Annotated in this window: 19 protein-coding genes and 2 pseudogenes; 18 read left to right on the forward strand and 3 right to left on the reverse strand. The window is 37.5% G+C overall.

Features of this window, described 5'->3' with window-relative positions; all coding sequences use genetic code 11:
• Positions 1-124 precede the first annotated feature (124 nt).
• The 11 genes and pseudogenes from ACEN4L_RS07765 to ACEN4L_RS07815 all read left to right on the forward strand — a co-directional run bounded on the left by ACEN4L_RS07765 (position 125) and on the right by ACEN4L_RS07815 (position 7461).
• A complete protein-coding gene (locus ACEN4L_RS07765; protein ID WP_407096589.1) occupies positions 125-1720 on the forward strand; it encodes a CTP synthase in 1596 nt (531 codons plus the stop codon).
• A 220-nt stretch (positions 1721-1940) separates the two neighbouring features.
• Complete coding sequence (rpsN, locus tag ACEN4L_RS07770) at positions 1941-2210, forward strand: 30S ribosomal protein S14 (protein ID WP_407096588.1); 270 nt, start codon at positions 1941-1943, stop codon at positions 2208-2210.
• A 159-nt stretch (positions 2211-2369) separates the two neighbouring features.
• The gene (gene yidD / locus ACEN4L_RS07775; protein WP_407096587.1) at positions 2370-2609 is read left to right on the forward strand and encodes a membrane protein insertion efficiency factor YidD; all 240 of its coding nucleotides are present in this window, start codon (positions 2370-2372) and stop codon (positions 2607-2609) included.
• An 18-nt stretch (positions 2610-2627) separates the two neighbouring features.
• Positions 2628-2954, forward strand: a pseudogene (trxA, locus tag ACEN4L_RS07780) (thioredoxin); the annotation flags it as partial.
• A gap of 15 nt (positions 2955-2969) precedes the next feature.
• Complete coding sequence (locus ACEN4L_RS07785; RefSeq protein ID WP_407096586.1) at positions 2970-3275, forward strand: rhodanese-like domain-containing protein; 306 nt, start codon at positions 2970-2972, stop codon at positions 3273-3275.
• Positions 3275-4927, forward strand: coding sequence for an FAD-dependent oxidoreductase (locus ACEN4L_RS07790; RefSeq protein ID WP_407096585.1), 1653 nt, complete (start codon positions 3275-3277; stop codon positions 4925-4927). The genes ACEN4L_RS07785 and ACEN4L_RS07790 overlap by 1 nt, the downstream gene beginning before the upstream one ends.
• Entirely contained in the window at positions 4927-5223 is a 297-nt protein-coding gene (locus ACEN4L_RS07795) for a rhodanese-like domain-containing protein (protein WP_407096584.1), read from the forward strand. Before ACEN4L_RS07790 ends, ACEN4L_RS07795 begins: the two co-directional genes overlap by 1 nt.
• Positions 5223-5483, forward strand: a complete 261-nt coding sequence (locus ACEN4L_RS07800; RefSeq protein WP_079650570.1) for a metal-sensitive transcriptional regulator — start codon at positions 5223-5225, stop codon at positions 5481-5483. The genes ACEN4L_RS07795 and ACEN4L_RS07800 overlap by 1 nt, the downstream gene beginning before the upstream one ends.
• Before the next feature lie 252 nt (positions 5484-5735).
• Entirely contained in the window at positions 5736-6188 is a 453-nt protein-coding gene (locus ACEN4L_RS07805; RefSeq protein ID WP_407096583.1) for a MarR family transcriptional regulator, read from the forward strand.
• A gap of 26 nt (positions 6189-6214) precedes the next feature.
• Positions 6215-6745, forward strand: coding sequence for a GNAT family N-acetyltransferase (locus ACEN4L_RS07810; protein ID WP_407096582.1), 531 nt, complete (start codon positions 6215-6217; stop codon positions 6743-6745).
• A gap of 2 nt (positions 6746-6747) precedes the next feature.
• On the forward strand, positions 6748-7461 hold the full coding sequence (locus tag ACEN4L_RS07815) for a B3/4 domain-containing protein (RefSeq protein WP_407096581.1): 714 nt from the start codon (positions 6748-6750) through the stop codon (positions 7459-7461).
• Positions 7462-7539: 78 nt separating this feature from the next.
• On the opposite strand, the gene ACEN4L_RS07820 is transcribed toward ACEN4L_RS07815, so the two are convergent.
• Positions 7540-8505, reverse strand: coding sequence for a VOC family protein (locus tag ACEN4L_RS07820; protein WP_407096580.1), 966 nt, complete (start codon positions 8503-8505; stop codon positions 7540-7542).
• A 46-nt stretch (positions 8506-8551) separates the two neighbouring features.
• On the opposite strand from ACEN4L_RS07820, the gene ACEN4L_RS07825 reads away from it, so the two are divergent.
• The 7 genes and pseudogenes from ACEN4L_RS07825 to pglZ form a co-directional block, all read left to right on the forward strand.
• The gene (locus ACEN4L_RS07825) at positions 8552-9130 is read left to right on the forward strand and encodes an alpha/beta hydrolase (protein WP_407096579.1); all 579 of its coding nucleotides are present in this window, start codon (positions 8552-8554) and stop codon (positions 9128-9130) included.
• 174 nt (positions 9131-9304) lie between these two features.
• Positions 9305-9580 carry a hypothetical protein gene (locus ACEN4L_RS07830; RefSeq protein ID WP_407096578.1) on the forward strand — a complete coding sequence of 92 codons (276 nt, stop codon included), beginning with the start codon at positions 9305-9307 and terminating at the stop codon, positions 9578-9580.
• Between the two features lie 67 nt (positions 9581-9647).
• Positions 9648-10163, forward strand: a complete 516-nt coding sequence (locus tag ACEN4L_RS07835) for a hypothetical protein (protein ID WP_407096577.1) — start codon at positions 9648-9650, stop codon at positions 10161-10163.
• Between the two features lie 354 nt (positions 10164-10517).
• A complete protein-coding gene (locus tag ACEN4L_RS07840; RefSeq protein ID WP_407096576.1) occupies positions 10518-10658 on the forward strand; it encodes a hypothetical protein in 141 nt (46 codons plus the stop codon).
• 85 nt (positions 10659-10743) lie between these two features.
• Positions 10744-11922 carry a DUF1186 domain-containing protein gene (locus ACEN4L_RS07845; RefSeq protein WP_407096575.1) on the forward strand — a complete coding sequence of 393 codons (1179 nt, stop codon included), beginning with the start codon at positions 10744-10746 and terminating at the stop codon, positions 11920-11922.
• Between the two features lie 288 nt (positions 11923-12210).
• Positions 12211-12819 carry a DUF1819 family protein gene (locus ACEN4L_RS07850; protein WP_407096574.1) on the forward strand — a complete coding sequence of 203 codons (609 nt, stop codon included), beginning with the start codon at positions 12211-12213 and terminating at the stop codon, positions 12817-12819.
• A gap of 28 nt (positions 12820-12847) precedes the next feature.
• Positions 12848-14005, forward strand: a pseudogene (gene pglZ, locus ACEN4L_RS07855) (BREX-1 system phosphatase PglZ type A); the annotation flags it as partial.
• Positions 14006-14062: 57 nt separating this feature from the next.
• Here the strand turns inward: pglZ and ACEN4L_RS07860 are convergent.
• Positions 14063-14338 carry a helix-turn-helix domain-containing protein gene (locus tag ACEN4L_RS07860; RefSeq protein WP_407096573.1) on the reverse strand — a complete coding sequence of 92 codons (276 nt, stop codon included), beginning with the start codon at positions 14336-14338 and terminating at the stop codon, positions 14063-14065.
• Between the two features lies 1 nt (position 14339).
• Positions 14340-14720: a type II toxin-antitoxin system RelE/ParE family toxin gene (locus ACEN4L_RS07865; protein ID WP_407102131.1), complete on the reverse strand. Its 381-nt coding sequence runs from the start codon at positions 14718-14720 to the stop codon at positions 14340-14342.
• Positions 14721-15116 lie beyond the last annotated feature (396 nt).

The following is a 15116-nucleotide window of genomic DNA, read 5'->3' on the forward strand; positions in this document are numbered from 1 at the left end:
GTAATATTTAAAAGGGCTCCCAATAAACAGGTGAGCACAATAAAATAAACAAATCCCCCCGTTCTGAAAGGAATGGGGATTTTTTTGTTTTATTGCCCTCGACATCGAAATAGGGGGATTTATCATGACAAAATATTTATTTGTTACAGGAGGCGTAGTGTCTTCAATCGGGAAAGGTATTGTAGCAGCATCGCTAGGAAAATTATTAAAAGAGCGCGGATTAAAGGTGACGATCCAAAAATTTGATCCGTATATCAATGTAGATCCTGGAACAATGAGTCCTTATCAACATGGAGAAGTTTTTGTGACGGATGACGGTACGGAAACAGATTTGGATCTAGGGCATTATGAGCGGTTTATTGACATTCGCTTGAACCAATACTCCAATTTGACGACAGGTAAAATTTATTCCAATGTTATCCAAAAGGAGCGCAAAGGGGACTATTTGGGCGCAACAGTCCAAGTGATTCCTCACATCACCAATGAAATCAAAAACAAAATCGTCCGCGCCGGTGAATCCACTGATTCAGATATCGTGATTACTGAGGTCGGCGGAACAGTAGGAGATATTGAATCTCTTCCATTTTTAGAAGCGTTACGTCAAATGAGAAAAGATGCCGGAAGTGAGAATGTTCTTTATATCCATGTAACACTGGTCCCTTATTTGAAAGCTGCTGAAGAATTGAAAACAAAGCCTACTCAACACAGTGTGAAAGAACTGCGCAGCTTAGGAATCCAACCAAACCTGTTAGTGGTTCGAACAGAGACCGAATTACCTGACTCCGTAAAAACTAAACTCGCCAACTTTTGTGATGTGGAAAAAGAAGCCATTATCGAAAACCAAGATGTAACGTCAATCTATGAAATCCCTCTATTGTTAAAAGAACAAAAAATGGACGACATCATTTTGGACAAATTGAATATCCAAGCTCCACAACCCGATATGACAAGTTGGAAAGAGCTGGTCACTAAGACCCAACAGCTTCAAAAAACAGTCCGGATCGCCTTGGTCGGAAAATATGTCGCACTGCCAGATGCTTATCTGTCAGTCGTTGAAGCCTTGAAACATGCTGGTTACCAAGTGAATCGGAAAGTAGACATTGACTGGATCAATTCGGAAGAGGTTACTGCGGAAAATGTGGCTGATATTTTGAAAGATGCTGACGGGATACTGGTTCCGGGCGGATTTGGGAGTCGCGGATTGGACGGTAAAATGTTTGCTATCCAATATGCACGGGAAAATAAAGTGCCATTTTTAGGTATTTGTTTGGGAATGCAACTGGCGTGTATTGAATTTGCACGGAACGTGGTTGGCTTGAAAGAGGCTGATTCTACGGAAACACATCCAGAAACTAAACATCCAATAATCAGTTTAATGGCTGACCAAGATGAGCTGGGAGATTTAGGCGGTACGCAGCGATTGGGATTGTATCCATGTGAGCTTGAAGAAGACTCTTTGGCACGTTCGTTGTATCAAAAAGAATCTATTGATGAACGTCACCGTCACCGCTATGAATTCAATAATGCTTATCGCGAAAGTTTAGAGAAACATGGCATAGTCTTTTCAGGATTATCACCTGATAAACGCTTGGTCGAAGTGATAGAATTGAAAGATCATCCTTATTTTATTGCCAGCCAATACCATCCTGAGTTTCTTTCACGGCCAAACGCACCGCATCCGTTATTTGCAGGATTGCTTAGAGCTGCCGTAAAAAAATAAAAAGCTGTAATATGTGAAAGTTCCATTAAGTAAAGTTGCTAGGATTTCTAAAATCAATCATTAAAAATAAAGTCATTCTCTCATGAGAATAGGAGATTGGCTTTATTTTGGTTGAACTGCACATTGCGTATTGACGAAATTTATTTACTATGATAAAGTAAGTGGATAAACTGATGGAACGAAACAATTACGATTTAACACAAGAAAAGAGGATAAAATAATGGCAAAGAAAAGTAAAATTGCAAAAAGCAAACGACAACAAGCAACAGTTGAAAAATATGCAGAGTTGCGCAAAGAATTAAAAGCTGCCGGCGACTACGCTGGATTACAAAAATTACCACGTGATGCTTCACCAACACGCTTAAAGAACCGTGATGCAGTAGATGGTCGACCAAGAGGCTACATGCGTAAATTCGGCGTATCCAGAATTACTTTTAGAGATTTAGCTCATGATGGTAAAATTCCTGGCGTTAAAAAAGCCAGCTGGTAAAAAAAACTCTATTAAAATACTCCTCCTTTAGATTTTTTCTTAAAGGGGGAGTATTTTTGTTTTCCTTACGAAGAGATTTGAACAAAAAATAATTAACTATCTTACTTTACAAATTATACCGCCAGGGGTATAATTTGTAATACGGGCGGGGGTATAAAAATGAAAAAACTTCTTATAAAAAGCATAAAAGGGTATCAAAAGTGTATTTCACCTTTATTTGCACCAAGCTGCCGTTACTATCCAACTTGTTCTCATTATGCTATTGAAGCAATCGAAAAACATGGCGCAGTTAAAGGAACTTTAATGGGAACATCGCGTATTTTACGGTGTCATCCTTTTGTAAAAGGCGGACACGATCCTGTCCCAAACCATTTTTCATTAAAAAGAAATCACCACTAAAACACGCAGAGAGGAAAGAATAAGATGACTGTAAAAGTAACCGATACAAGTTTGGCAACAGAAGTAGAAAAAGGATTTACACTGGTCGATTTTTGGGCTCCGTGGTGTGGACCTTGTAAAATGCTGGGACCTGTTTTAGAAGAACTGGAAGAAGAATTTACACCAAACATCAAAATTGCTAAATTGAATATTGATGAAAATGATGTAGCGGCCAGCCAACTTGGAATCATGAGTATTCCTACAATGGTTTTATATCAAGATGGTCAGCCGATTGAAAAAATTGTCGGGTACCAACCAAAAGAAGTGTTAAAAGAGTATTTAGCAGAAAAAATAGCAGCCCATTAACTAAGGAGGAAAATCATGTTTTTCAACAGAACACCAACCATTTCGACTAACGAATTAGAACATCAATTATCTGAGAAACCACAGATTATTGATGTACGTGAACCAAGTGAGTTTCGGGCTGGACATATCCCGGGAGCGAAAAACGTCCCATTAGGAAAAGTAGATCGCTATACTCCAAAAGGAAAAACATATGTCATCTGTCAATCAGGTATGCGCAGTAAAAGAGCTGCAAAAGTATTATTGAAACAAGGGCATGACGTGATCAATGTTCGCGGAGGAATGATGTCGTGGACTGGAGCTAAAAGAGGAGGCAAAAACTAATGAAAATCGTGATTATTGGAGGAGTAGCAGGAGGAATGTCTGCAGCTACTCGGTTAAGACGCTTGAATGAAACGGCAGAAATCATTGTGTTGGAAAAAGGACCTTATGTATCCTTTGCTAACTGTGGGTTGCCTTATTACGTTGCGGGAGAAATCGAAGAACGTAGCGACTTGCTGGTGCAAACACCAGCAGCTCTGCAAGCGCGATTTGAATTGGATGTCCGTCCTAATAGCGAAGCAATTGCAATAAACTCAGCACAAAAAGAAGTCACTGTGCAATCAGGAGAAGATGAATATGCATTATCTTATGACAAATTGATTCTTTCTCCTGGAGCTAAACCGTTTGTACCACCAGCTGAAGGACTAGAAGAAGCCCAAAATATCTTCATATTGCGTTCAGTACCGGATGTGGACGCTATTACTGAATTTATAGATGCTCATCAACCTAAAAAAGCGGTAGTGATTGGAGCTGGATTTATCGGTTTGGAAATGGCTGAAAGTTTGGCACACCGGGGATTAGAAGTCACCATTGTTGAAAAGGCTCCACAAGTATTGCCGCCATTTGATGAAGAAATGGCAGCTTATATTACTAAAGAATTAGAAGCGAATGGCATCAAGCTGTATACAGGACTGGCAGCTGAATCATTTGAAGAAGCTGGTAAAGTAATTGTGCTGGAAAACGGAGAGCGATTAGAAAGTGATCTTACGCTCATGTCTGTAGGTGTCAAACCAGAAACGACACTTGCTGTAGCAGCTGGTATTGAAACTGGAGTACGTGGCGGGATAGTTGTCAATGAACACTATGAAACGAATTTAAAAGACATTTACGCTGTTGGAGATGCTATTGTGGTCAGACAACAAATCAATGGCGAAGATACGATGATCGCACTAGCTTCTCCGGCAAATCGCCAAGGTAGACAAGTGGCGGATGTGATCAGCGACTTGGAACGGAAAAATAAAGGCAGTATTGGAACAGCCATCGTTCGAGTGTTTCATTTGGCAGCAGCTTCAACAGGTCTGAATGAAAGACAATTGCAAATGAACGATGAAACCTATGAAGTAGTGCATATCCAAGGAAAAAGCCATGCCGGTTATTACCCAAATGCGGGAACAATTGTATTGAAATTGTTGTTTCACCCTACTACCGGAAAGATTTTTGGCGCCCAAGCTGTTGGAGAAGACGGGGTAGACAAACGGATCGATATTTTGGCAACGGCTATCAAAGCAGGTATGACTGTCGAAGATTTGCCGGAATTAGAATTTACGTATGCACCTCCTTTTGGTTCAGCAAAAGATCCCGTGAACATGGCGGGATACGCTGCATTGAACCTGATGGAAGGGTTAAGCGATTCTGTACAATGGCATGAATTAGAAGACAAACAACAAGAAGGGTATTTGTTGTTGGATGTTCGAAATGAAAGTGAGCTTGAAAAGAATGGTCGCTTAAAAGGAGCGGTTAATATTCCTTTAGATAGTTTAAGAGAACGACTGTCAGAAGTTCCTAAAAACCAGCCGATTATAGTGAGTTGTCACAGCGGGTTGCGCAGTTATCTTGCGGAGCGCATCTTAAAGCAAAACGGCTATAAAGCGAAAAACTTAGATGGAGCGTTCGCGCTTTACTCTACAGTTAGAGCAGAAAAGGTGGTAAACTAATGTATAATTCAATATCAATGCCGGAATTTGAACAAAAATGGAAAAAAGAAAGCCTTCCTGTAGTAGATGTGAGAGAAATGAATGAATGGGAGAATGGACATTTAGAAGGCGCTGTCCATGTTCCTTTAAGCAATCTATCAACTGCAAAAGAAACATTAGATAAAAACCAAGAGTATTATGTGATGTGTCACTCAGGAGCGCGTTCTTCCATGGCTTGCCAACAATTAGCTAAAGAAGGCTACAAAGTTACAAACGTAATGGGAGGAATTTCTGCTTGGAGAGGAGAAAGAGTGTAATGGAATACGATGCAAAAATTGTCAATCGTTTAAAACGCTCCGATGGTCAATTGCATGGAGTGTTAAAAATGATTGAAGAAGAAAAGGATTGTGCAGATATCGTGACCCAATTGTCTGCTGTCCGTTCGAGTATTGACCGCGCCATCAGTCTGATCGTAGCAGAAAACTTAGTAGAATGTGTTCAAGCAAATATCAAAGATGGCCATACAGGTGAAGAAAGTATCCAACAAGCGATTCAGTTATTGATGAAGAGCAGATAAGCCGAAACCACTCATTTATAGGAATCTACAAAATCCGGTGCGGCAATAAAGCTTTATTTAAACTAGGTGTTGCTGGTTCTTGATAAGTGGAAAATAAACTAGAATAAAGACTTGGCTTCTCATTTGAGAAGCCGAGTCTTTTTTTTGAATAAAAATATTGGATAAAATACGGCATCATTATTTTTTTGTTGCAAATACAACAAAACGAGGTTAAGATAAAAACAGAAGACGAAAAATTTAGGAGATAGAAATATGACGGAAATTTTAAGGGATATCGGAGTGATCGCCAGAGCATTGGATTCAATTGCGAATATTGAGTTTAAAGAATACGATTTGACGCGTGGTCAATATTTGTATCTAGTGCGAATTGTTGAAAATCCAGGTATCATTCAAGAAAAAATGGCTGAAATGATCAAAGTAGACCGAACAACAGCAGCAAGAGCCGTTAAAAAACTAGAAGACAATGGGTTCATCGAAAAAATGCCAGACCTTGAGAACAAAAAAATCAAAAAGCTCTACCCCACTAAAAAAGGGAAAGAAACTGCGACTATAATTCTTAAAGAAAACAGCTACTCAAACAAGGTTGCTTTAAAGGGATTCTCAAAAGAAGAATCTGAAACTATCTCGTTTCTTTTGGAAAGAGTTCGAAAGAATGTAGAAACCGATTGGGACTCTGTGAAAAAGGGACATAAGAGACAGTATTAAAATAGAGATATGAAAGGACACGAGAGATGACTGATGAAATCAAGAGATGTACACTAGAGGATTTAGCAGAGTTACAAAAGATTAGTATCGAAACGTTTAGCGATACCTTTCTGGATCAGAACGAAGCTCAAAATCTGCAGGATTATTTAAACAAAGCTTACAATAGCGATCAATTAAAAAGAGAATTAGAGAATCCCAGTTCAGAGTTCTACTTCTTATACGATGGAACAGAACTTGCGGGTTACTTAAAAATCAACACAGGCCAAGCGCAAACTGAAACCATACAAGAAAATGCTTTAGAAGTCGAACGAATTTACATTAAATCCAACTTTAAGAGAAAAGGATTAGGTAAAAAACTGATTTATAAAGCTCTCGAACTAGCAGAAGAATATCAAAAGACAACTATCTGGCTGGGAGTATGGGAGGAAAATCTTGGAGCGATAGCGTTTTATCAAAACCTTGGATTTGTTCAAACGGGTGCGCACTCATTTTTCATGGGGAACGATGAGCAGGTAGACTATATTATGACCAAAAGGATCCATAGAGTGGAGGGATAACGATGAAAAAAATAACAGTAGAATCTGATTTTTGGGCATTGTTTCCAGATGCTCAAATCAAGGTGTTGACGGTAAAAAATGTCCATAATCAGAACAGTGAAGAAAGTCGAGCTTATTTTACTGATCTGCTAAAAAATGGTAAAAAAGAAGCTCAGAAATACCTGACTGAAGAGACGTTTAGCCTCAATCCAGTAGTAGCTGAATGGCGAAAAGCATTTAGTCAGTTTAAAACGAAAAAAGGAGCTCGTTCTTCGATCGAAGCTTTGTTAAAGAGGGTAAGCCAAGATAGAGATTTTACTCCGATTAATCCATTAGTGGATAGTTACAATAGTATCTCGCTAACTTATGGACTGCCTTGTGGTGGAGAAGATGTGCATTCTATCCAAGGCAACCTGCATCTTGGAAAAGCTCAAGGCGGAGAAGGGTTCCGACCTTTAGGAGCTGAAGCAGATTCACCCGCATTGCCCGAAGAAATCATCTATTACGATGATGCAGGGGCTATTTGCCGGTGTTTGAATTGGAGAGAAGCTCAACGGACAATGCTGACAGAACATACAACTGATGCGATACTGGTGATGGAGGCTATTAATTCTGTCCAAGTTCAGCGTGCAAATGAAGCTATTGCTGATTTAAAAGATCTGGTGGATACTTATTTTAAAATTGAAAGCCGCGTTTTAACTTTAACGAGAGAAAATCCTTCAGTTTCGATCTACTGAATGATTTCCATTGAACAGATAGACAAAATAAAGAAGCCTTGTTTTAAGCAAGGCTTCTTTATTTTGCCTAAACTGATTTTATTTGAACAAATTGTGCTCGATAAATGCTCTCCGCGGCTCTAAAAAGTCGGGAAGGGTTAGCGGTACATCGTCAAATTCCGCATCATCATAAGATTCAGGGGCGCTTCTATCCAAAGCGACTTCTTCAGTGGCTACTTCAATCAAGATATTATTGGGTTCTCTAAAGTAAAGTGAATAGAAAAATTCACGATTCTTGATCCCAGAATTAATAAAGTTCTTGTCGGCTACTAATGTTTCGACTGCTTGCAAAGCGTCTTTGTTTTTCACGGATAAAGCGACATGATGAGCTCCTCCGATCCCAAGAATTTCCAAAGGATTCTGTTTATCTTCTATCACGTGGATTTCTTGGTTCAAGAAGCTATCTGCTTTTGATAACACGGTTACTGGTAAATCACCTTGCATCAGGTGCTTCGTGACAGATAGATGAAAGAATTGTTCTAGAATAGTTGTTGTTGCCAAAGAATAACGCACTCTCAAATGAATCGAATCGATTCCGACGATGGCATTTTCAAGGGAGATATCAGCAGTCTCTCTACCAAAATAATCACTCGGAGAGCCAGACCCTTTTAGAGGTACCAGACCTAATTGCACGCCATCATAATCTTCAAAACGCAGGATCTTAGAGTCGTTGTAATCTTCAATTTCGCAATTGAATAAACCATAGTCATTCAAGCGCTTTTCCCAAAAGTAAAGAGCCTCAACAGAAGGAACTGCAAAAACAGTTCGTTCGATTGAATTAGTGCCGAATGCTTTATCCGCACCGTTGGTCATTTGGAAAATCGTGAATTCGGTACCTGGTCTGCCTGTAGTATCCGCAAAAAATAAATGGTACATTTCTATATCATCTTGGTTTACTGTTTTTAATAGCAAATCTAATCCGAGTAGTTTATGATAAAGTTGAAAAGATTTTTCAATGTCCCTATTCATAACAGAAACATGATGGATAACGGAATGGTTTATCATAGTGATTTAGCACATCCTTTAGATGAATGATTGGAGAGAACTTCTTATGGAATATATTAACATACCTGCTTCAGCAAATGAATTTTTTGTCTTGTTTCATGGAACTGGCGGCAATGAGTACAGTTTATTAGCCGTTACCGGAGATATCGATCCTCATGCTTCTGTCATCAGTTTTCTTGGTGAAGAAGGGGCTGGAGAAACTAGAAGATTTTTCAAACCTTTAGTCAATAGACAACTGCAACGCGATGATTTCAACAAAAAAGTCGCTGCTTTTTTAACGCTTTGGGATACAGTAAAACCGACTGATGCTAAAATCACTTTTATCGGCTATTCAAATGGAGCCAACTTTGTTTTAGGGTTGCTAGAAAAACGTCCGGACATTGCGGAAAACATTGTCTTATTACACCCATCGAATTTAGAATACACTTTTGAAAAGGGCTCAAACAGCCGTATTTTTCTAACGGTTGGCGCAAATGATCCCTTGTCTGTACCTGGAGATGTGATGAAATTAGCGAAACAGTTGACTGAACAATTTCCGTCAACGGAGCTGAAAATGTTGGATAGTGGGCATGAAGTAACGCCTATTGAAGTCCGTGCTGCAGCAGAGTATCTGAAAAAAGAATAAATACACAAAAAACTTCTGCGGTTTAAGAGAAGTTTTTTTGTACTTTTAAACCTTTTACCCAGTTTACTCAAACTTCAGTTCATTTTTGCGAAAAATATACATTGGTTGTATAGAGTAGAGATGTACGGTAGTTCGTTGCAGAGCTGCAAAGAATCTATTTTTGGGAGGGAAATAATGTCTATACATAAAAAGTATAAGAAATATTCGTCTTCAAAAATTGCAACCATGATGATGCTGGTACCAATGGTCTTATTTGGATGTGAAGTCACTTCATCGGCAGATTCAGCGGAATCCTCTTCATCTGCTGTGACAGAGTCAACTAATACGAACGGTGAACTGCTGGATAGTAAACCTGAAGTAGCTGAAGTTGAAACCAATAATGTACCCAATCGTATCATTACGACACTGAATGGAAATCCTCAAACACAAATAGGCTTTAACATATCATAAGCCTTTGTATTCTAAATCGTATCACTCATTGCAAGATGAAGATGTTCAAAAAGTCAGAGAAAAATTTATGCAAATGATTGACGAATTAGATGTGGATTTAGCGTTGCAAGGTCATGACCTTGTAGTTTCTAGAACCAAATCACTGAATTTTGTGCCGACAGAAGAAAACTTCTCTAATGCGACTGTGGATCAAGCGGAAGTTGTATTAAATGAAAGCAATGTTGAATATTACAGAAATCTTTCAGGAACAGTATTTGTTTTGCCAAATACAGGCGGAACAAAAGCGTATGACGAGCTTTATGGCAAATCATTGGAGCATATCCATGAAGTAAGACCGAATTTAGAGTGGATGACTCAAGAAAATCTAGACTACTACAACAATTTATTTGCTTACGGAACTCAGCCGCAAAAAGATGCTGTTTTCGCAAATTCACATTCCAATAATCGTGATTCTACGATCCAAAACTTTGCCGTATACAATGTAGCTGGAAATGAACTGACGGTAGAAATTTACCAAGTCTATGGTGATTTACAAGAAGATGAAGAACGTGCAGTGGAGAAAGTGCATGAGTTTGGATTGTGAAAGACTAAATTGGCAAATTGAAAAAGTTGTCTCAAAATAAATTTCTGGTGAGTTTTTTTGCTGTGTTCACATAAGAGATTATTTAGGGATAGAAGCTATTTACAGGTTTGATTCCGTCATGTGGTGGAATCTGAAGTTGGAGGTGAATATTTACTATATTGCAGAAATAGATTTTTTTCTGTCTTTCTGAACAAATCAGCAAATTAATATAGTAAAATTCAGACTGAGTTGATATTATTTTAGCAGAAAAAGATACGAAAATAGGCTATAATTCTAATAGAGAAAAAAGAGTTGGATAAGCTGAAATCAATCATTATGCAACAACTGTTTTTTTATAAAAGGGAGAGAAAGAGCATGGAAAAAGAAGAAATCGATTACGATCAAGATGAAATTTTTTATTTTATTGCCGGTTATACAAGTAATGGTATTCCGTATGGGATAACTTGGGAACAAGCAGAAGAAGAAGGACTAATAGAACCAGAACAAAATAACTAGGAAAAGCTTCAGTATCAGTAAACTAACTGCTGGAAAAGAACTATTGGTAACTTAAGGTCTATGCTATATCAAAAGAGAGGTGCTTATGATGGCAAATGAAGGGCTGAAAGACATTATATTAGATGTTGTAGACAATCAATTAAAGATGGAAGAACCAAAGTGTACAACTGAAACTTTCGAACGTCTTATTATTTCAGGATATACCGAGCATGAAGCAAAAGAGCAGATTGCTGAGGTTTTGCTAGAAGAAATATACGTTAATTTAAAAAGGGGGAAAGAGCAGTTTGATGAAGAAAAGCTTAGAAATCAGTTAAACCGTATAGAGGGTAAAGAGGAACCAAATCGAGCTCCTACCGAATCTTCAAAAAAAGCAGTCAATGAAATAATAAAGCAAATTGAATATATTGCTGACAGAGCTTTCCCTGAAGAAGAACTGAAAGAAATAATCGCTAGAAAAGAAGAAGCTATTCCTGTGTTGATGGATACCCTTAAGAGAGCAGCAAATGATCCAGAAACCTATTCTTCTGATAAAGACTATGTGGGGCATATTTATGCTATTTATCTGTTAGCTCAATTTAAAGTAACAGCAGTTTATCCAATTGTGGTTGAATTATTCAGTTTGCCAGATGAAATACCGCACGATTTATTTGGAGATACGATAGTTGAGGATGGGGGCAGAATCTTAGCTTCCATTTGCGGAAATGATTTAGAGCCTATCAAAGAATTGATCGAAAATGAAAAAATTGATGAGTATGTCCGAGCTGAAGCTATACAAGCATTAGCTGTCTTGGCGTTAAATAATAATATCCGACGAGAAGAAATCATTGCTTATTATAGAGAACTCTTTAACAAGATAGAGAATATGACTATACTAACGCTGTTAATATCTACTGTTACTGATATTTATCCAGGAGAACTGTATGAGGAGATAAAAAAAGCTTTTAAGGATGAAAAAGTAGACACTTTTCTAATTGATTTAAAATTCGTAGATATGATGATGAACTATGGGAAGTTAAAAGTATTAACTATGGCTACAGAAAATAAACAGTTGCAAATGATTGAGGATACTATTAGTGAATTGAAACACTGGGCAATGTTTAAACAAGAATCTGGAGAAGAATTTCTGGATTTGCTTGATTTCGCTATTCCACTGCCGAAAAATCCATTGAATCATAAAACAATTGTAAATGAAGTGAAAGTAGGCCGTAATGATCCTTGCCCATGCGGCAGCGGCAAAAAGTATAAGAAATGCTGTGGGAGATAAGAGGATAAGAGGAGAAAGATGCTCCAATGATTTAAAAGGGCCTTATCAGGATTTATGCCTGATGAGGCTCTTTTCGTTTATAACAGTAATGTTGCTAAACTAACAAACTGTGTTATATAGAGGGATGTTTTAAACTTAAAAGGGCTATTGTTTTAGGTTTGAATTTCTATTTTCTAAACTGTGAAAAATACATGAGTAAATCGCTAGGAAAATCCAATAATGCATTCTATGACTTAATTCTAAATGCTATAATGGAAATAACGACATTATTAGGAAAAGAGAGAAAAAATGACGACAAAAAAGTATCTTACAACATTGAACACCCGTCCTTTTTTGTATAAAGAAACAAAAGAAATAGCTGGATTAATAGTTCAAGGAATAGCTACAGAAGAAATCAGAAAAATGGTTCTTCAGGAAAACCTTTTCCAGTTAGCAAGTAATGATAGAGCAATCAAGTTTTTAAATGAAATTCTGAAACGATTAAAAGAACTAGATTTTTTTTTGATGGATCATTTTATTGAGTCTGATCCTTCTACTAGTAAAGCTATTTTATTATACGCTCTTTTGAAAAAAGATCAGCTGTTTTATGAGTGGATGCGCGAAGTAGCATGGGATAAATTAATCATCATTGAATGGCATCTTACCACAAAGGAAACAATGGCTTTTTTTGAAACCAAATCTGAACAAAATGAAGTCATTAAAAATTGGGGAGAGGCCACTAAAAAACGTTTAGCAAGTGCTTATCATAAAACACTAGTAGACGCTGAATATGCAGTGTTTACTGATGAAGGGCTACAGTTGCAACCTCTTATCGTTAGTCCGAGTGTTCGGCATTATTTGAAAGAAAATAAAGAAAAAAATATCGTAGAAATTTTGTTAGGAGAGTCTTTAGGATGAGACCGATAAATGTACGACGGTACAACCATTTGTAGAAAATGATCGAAGAGTCTTTGTCATTATTTCAGACGGGTTAAGGTATGAAGCGGGTAAAGAGCTCTTCTTGAATTTGACGAAAGAAAAACGATTCAACGGAGAAATCGATTGGATCCAGACAGAGCTGCCTTCTATTACAGCAGTCGGAATGGCCAGCTTATTGCCACACAAGAAAGTTCAACTAATGGAAAATGGCGAAGCTTTGGTGGATGGCAAATCGACAAGCGGAATAGCAAATCGAGAAGCTATTCTTAAGGAAAATGGCCACCCAGACTCTATTGCAGTCCAAGCGGATCAATTGAACCAAATGAATCAAGCAGAACTGAGAAATCTAGTAGCAGGTAAAAAAGTTGTCTACATTTACCATAACCGAGTGGACGCTATTGGAGATCACCGACCAACTGAACATGGAGTTTTTCAAGCAACCGAAGAATCCATTGAACAAATCAAGCGTCTCATGAGTCGTTTGACTGTTGAAGTGAGCGCCAGTCAATTTTTAGTGACAGCAGACCACGGATATTTGTATACGAGAAGTTCAGTGCAACCGACTGAAAAAGTAGTCGTAGAAAAAGACATAGATGCTTGGATAAAAAATAAACGGTTTATCTTATCTGAAAAGTCCGTAGAAGAGTACAGCAACTTGAGCTTTCAGTTATCTGAACGGTTAGAGACGGAGGGCTACGTTACGGTTCCAAGAGGCATGAATCGATTTGCGTTACAAGGCGGCGGCTACCAATACGTTCACGGAGGTCATTTGCCTCAAGAAATGATGGTCCCATTGTTGCGTATCAAGACGGAGCGAGGACGGAATGAAATTCCAGAAGTTGGAGTAGCGTTAGTAAGCCAAACTCGTACCATTGCCAATTCAGTTGTTTGGTTGAATTTCTTACAACCTGAACCAATCAGTGAAGCGAAAAAAGAAAAACGATTGAACTTGTACTTCGAAGACAGCAAAGGAAGAAAAATTTCCAATGAAGTCACACTGATCGCTGATAGCGAAAACGGGTCAAGCGAAGATCGTGTATTTAATGAAAAATTTGTGCTGCTAAGCAACAATTATCAAGTAAGCCAAACCTATTATTTTGTTATGGAAAATGCAAATGACAAAACAGAGATCACTAAAGAGATATTTAAAATTGATATTGTATAAAAGCAAAAAAGGTACGGCTCCTACTTTATTGGGAGACCGTGCCTTTTTGTAAGGTTCTTATTGTTCAATCAATTGATGAGTACTTTTATCTACAAAAGTAAGTTCTAAATTTAAAGAGTTTGCAATTTTAGCCACTGTTTCAATCGAAGGAGTATGAGCTAGTGTTTCAGCTCTGGCAATTTGTACTTGAGAAAGTTGGGCTTTTTCAGCCACGTCTTGCTGAGTCATATGTTTAGATTTACGAATGCTCGCTAATGAAGCCATTAATTCTATTACATTTTTTTCATCTTCAGAGATGTTCTGAATATCCTTTTTTACTTCTGTCCATTTCATTTCAATCATTCCTTTTTCTTTTTATCCAATCATTGTATTCGCGTTTAGCCTGTTCAATTTCTTTTCGTGGAGTTTTTTGAGATTTTTTCCGAAATTGATGCAGTAAAATCAGTTGATTATTTTCTAAGATACCAAAAAAGACTCTATTAGGAACTGGACGAAGCTCCCATAATTTTCCATCGATTTGCTTGGAAATAGGTTCTCCTACAAATGGACCCTCATGTTCTAAACATTCAATTTGATAATAGAATTTTCTTAACATAGAAGAATTGAGTTTGGAAGGATGAGCATCTAAATATTGAATCCATTCTAGAATCTGGCTATTTCCATTACGATCTTCATAAATCTCAATTTCGTATTTTTTTATATAAGCTCCTATGATCTTTCTATAGAGTTATTTTATAACAAACATGTTATAAAAGCGATGATTTGCTATGTCTTAAGTCGGTAATTATTTATATTGAAAAGTGAAAGAGTACCAAAATCTACCGCATACAAAATCTGTATGTGTAAAATAGTTCTCGAGAGTTAATAATTTTACTGGAAAAAAAGAAAGAAGGCACTTTATCATAAATGTATGCTTTGCACGGCAAATACATAAATGAAGGAGGTCTTCTTATGAATAAGATTATATCAAAAGTTTATCAAATAATAGAGGATTCAAGCAACTTAATGGATACAGAGGTCTAGGACCGATTGAGAAATAAAAGCTTCAGTTTCCATTCTTTTTGGATGAAGAAATTTCGAGTTGAGTCGGCTTTTAGAATTGTGATTGTAT

The sequence above is a fragment of the Desemzia sp. FAM 23988 genome (assembly GCF_045528365.1).
Lineage (GTDB): Bacteria > Bacillota > Bacilli > Lactobacillales > Carnobacteriaceae > Desemzia.

What these genes read in the sequence shown, in the direction of transcription:
- ACEN4L_RS07805 (WP_407096583.1), top strand. Translation starts at nt 5,736, where the DNA reads ATGACGGAAATTTTAAGGGATATCGGAGTGATCGCCAGAGCATTGGAT.
- ACEN4L_RS07825 (WP_407096579.1), top strand. Translation starts at nt 8,552, where the DNA reads ATGGAATATATTAACATACCTGCTTCAGCAAATGAATTTTTTGTCTTG.
- ACEN4L_RS07785 (WP_407096586.1), top strand. Translation starts at nt 2,970, where the DNA reads ATGTTTTTCAACAGAACACCAACCATTTCGACTAACGAATTAGAACAT.
- ACEN4L_RS07820 (WP_407096580.1), bottom strand. Translation starts at nt 8,505, where the DNA reads ATGATAAACCATTCCGTTATCCATCATGTTTCTGTTATGAATAGGGAC.
- ACEN4L_RS07815 (WP_407096581.1), top strand. Translation starts at nt 6,748, where the DNA reads ATGAAAAAAATAACAGTAGAATCTGATTTTTGGGCATTGTTTCCAGAT.
- ACEN4L_RS07860 (WP_407096573.1), bottom strand. Translation starts at nt 14,338, where the DNA reads ATGAAATGGACAGAAGTAAAAAAGGATATTCAGAACATCTCTGAAGAT.
- ACEN4L_RS07800 (WP_079650570.1), top strand. Translation starts at nt 5,223, where the DNA reads ATGGAATACGATGCAAAAATTGTCAATCGTTTAAAACGCTCCGATGGT.
- ACEN4L_RS07840 (WP_407096576.1), top strand. Translation starts at nt 10,518, where the DNA reads ATGGAAAAAGAAGAAATCGATTACGATCAAGATGAAATTTTTTATTTT.
- ACEN4L_RS07850 (WP_407096574.1), top strand. Translation starts at nt 12,211, where the DNA reads ATGACGACAAAAAAGTATCTTACAACATTGAACACCCGTCCTTTTTTG.
- yidD (WP_407096587.1), top strand. Translation starts at nt 2,370, where the DNA reads ATGAAAAAACTTCTTATAAAAAGCATAAAAGGGTATCAAAAGTGTATT.
- ACEN4L_RS07830 (WP_407096578.1), top strand. Translation starts at nt 9,305, where the DNA reads ATGTCTATACATAAAAAGTATAAGAAATATTCGTCTTCAAAAATTGCA.
- ACEN4L_RS07765 (WP_407096589.1), top strand. Translation starts at nt 125, where the DNA reads ATGACAAAATATTTATTTGTTACAGGAGGCGTAGTGTCTTCAATCGGG.
- ACEN4L_RS07835 (WP_407096577.1), top strand. Translation starts at nt 9,648, where the DNA reads ATGCAAATGATTGACGAATTAGATGTGGATTTAGCGTTGCAAGGTCAT.
- rpsN (WP_407096588.1), top strand. Translation starts at nt 1,941, where the DNA reads ATGGCAAAGAAAAGTAAAATTGCAAAAAGCAAACGACAACAAGCAACA.
- ACEN4L_RS07845 (WP_407096575.1), top strand. Translation starts at nt 10,744, where the DNA reads ATGATGGCAAATGAAGGGCTGAAAGACATTATATTAGATGTTGTAGAC.
- ACEN4L_RS07810 (WP_407096582.1), top strand. Translation starts at nt 6,215, where the DNA reads ATGACTGATGAAATCAAGAGATGTACACTAGAGGATTTAGCAGAGTTA.
- ACEN4L_RS07790 (WP_407096585.1), top strand. Translation starts at nt 3,275, where the DNA reads ATGAAAATCGTGATTATTGGAGGAGTAGCAGGAGGAATGTCTGCAGCT.
- ACEN4L_RS07795 (WP_407096584.1), top strand. Translation starts at nt 4,927, where the DNA reads ATGTATAATTCAATATCAATGCCGGAATTTGAACAAAAATGGAAAAAA.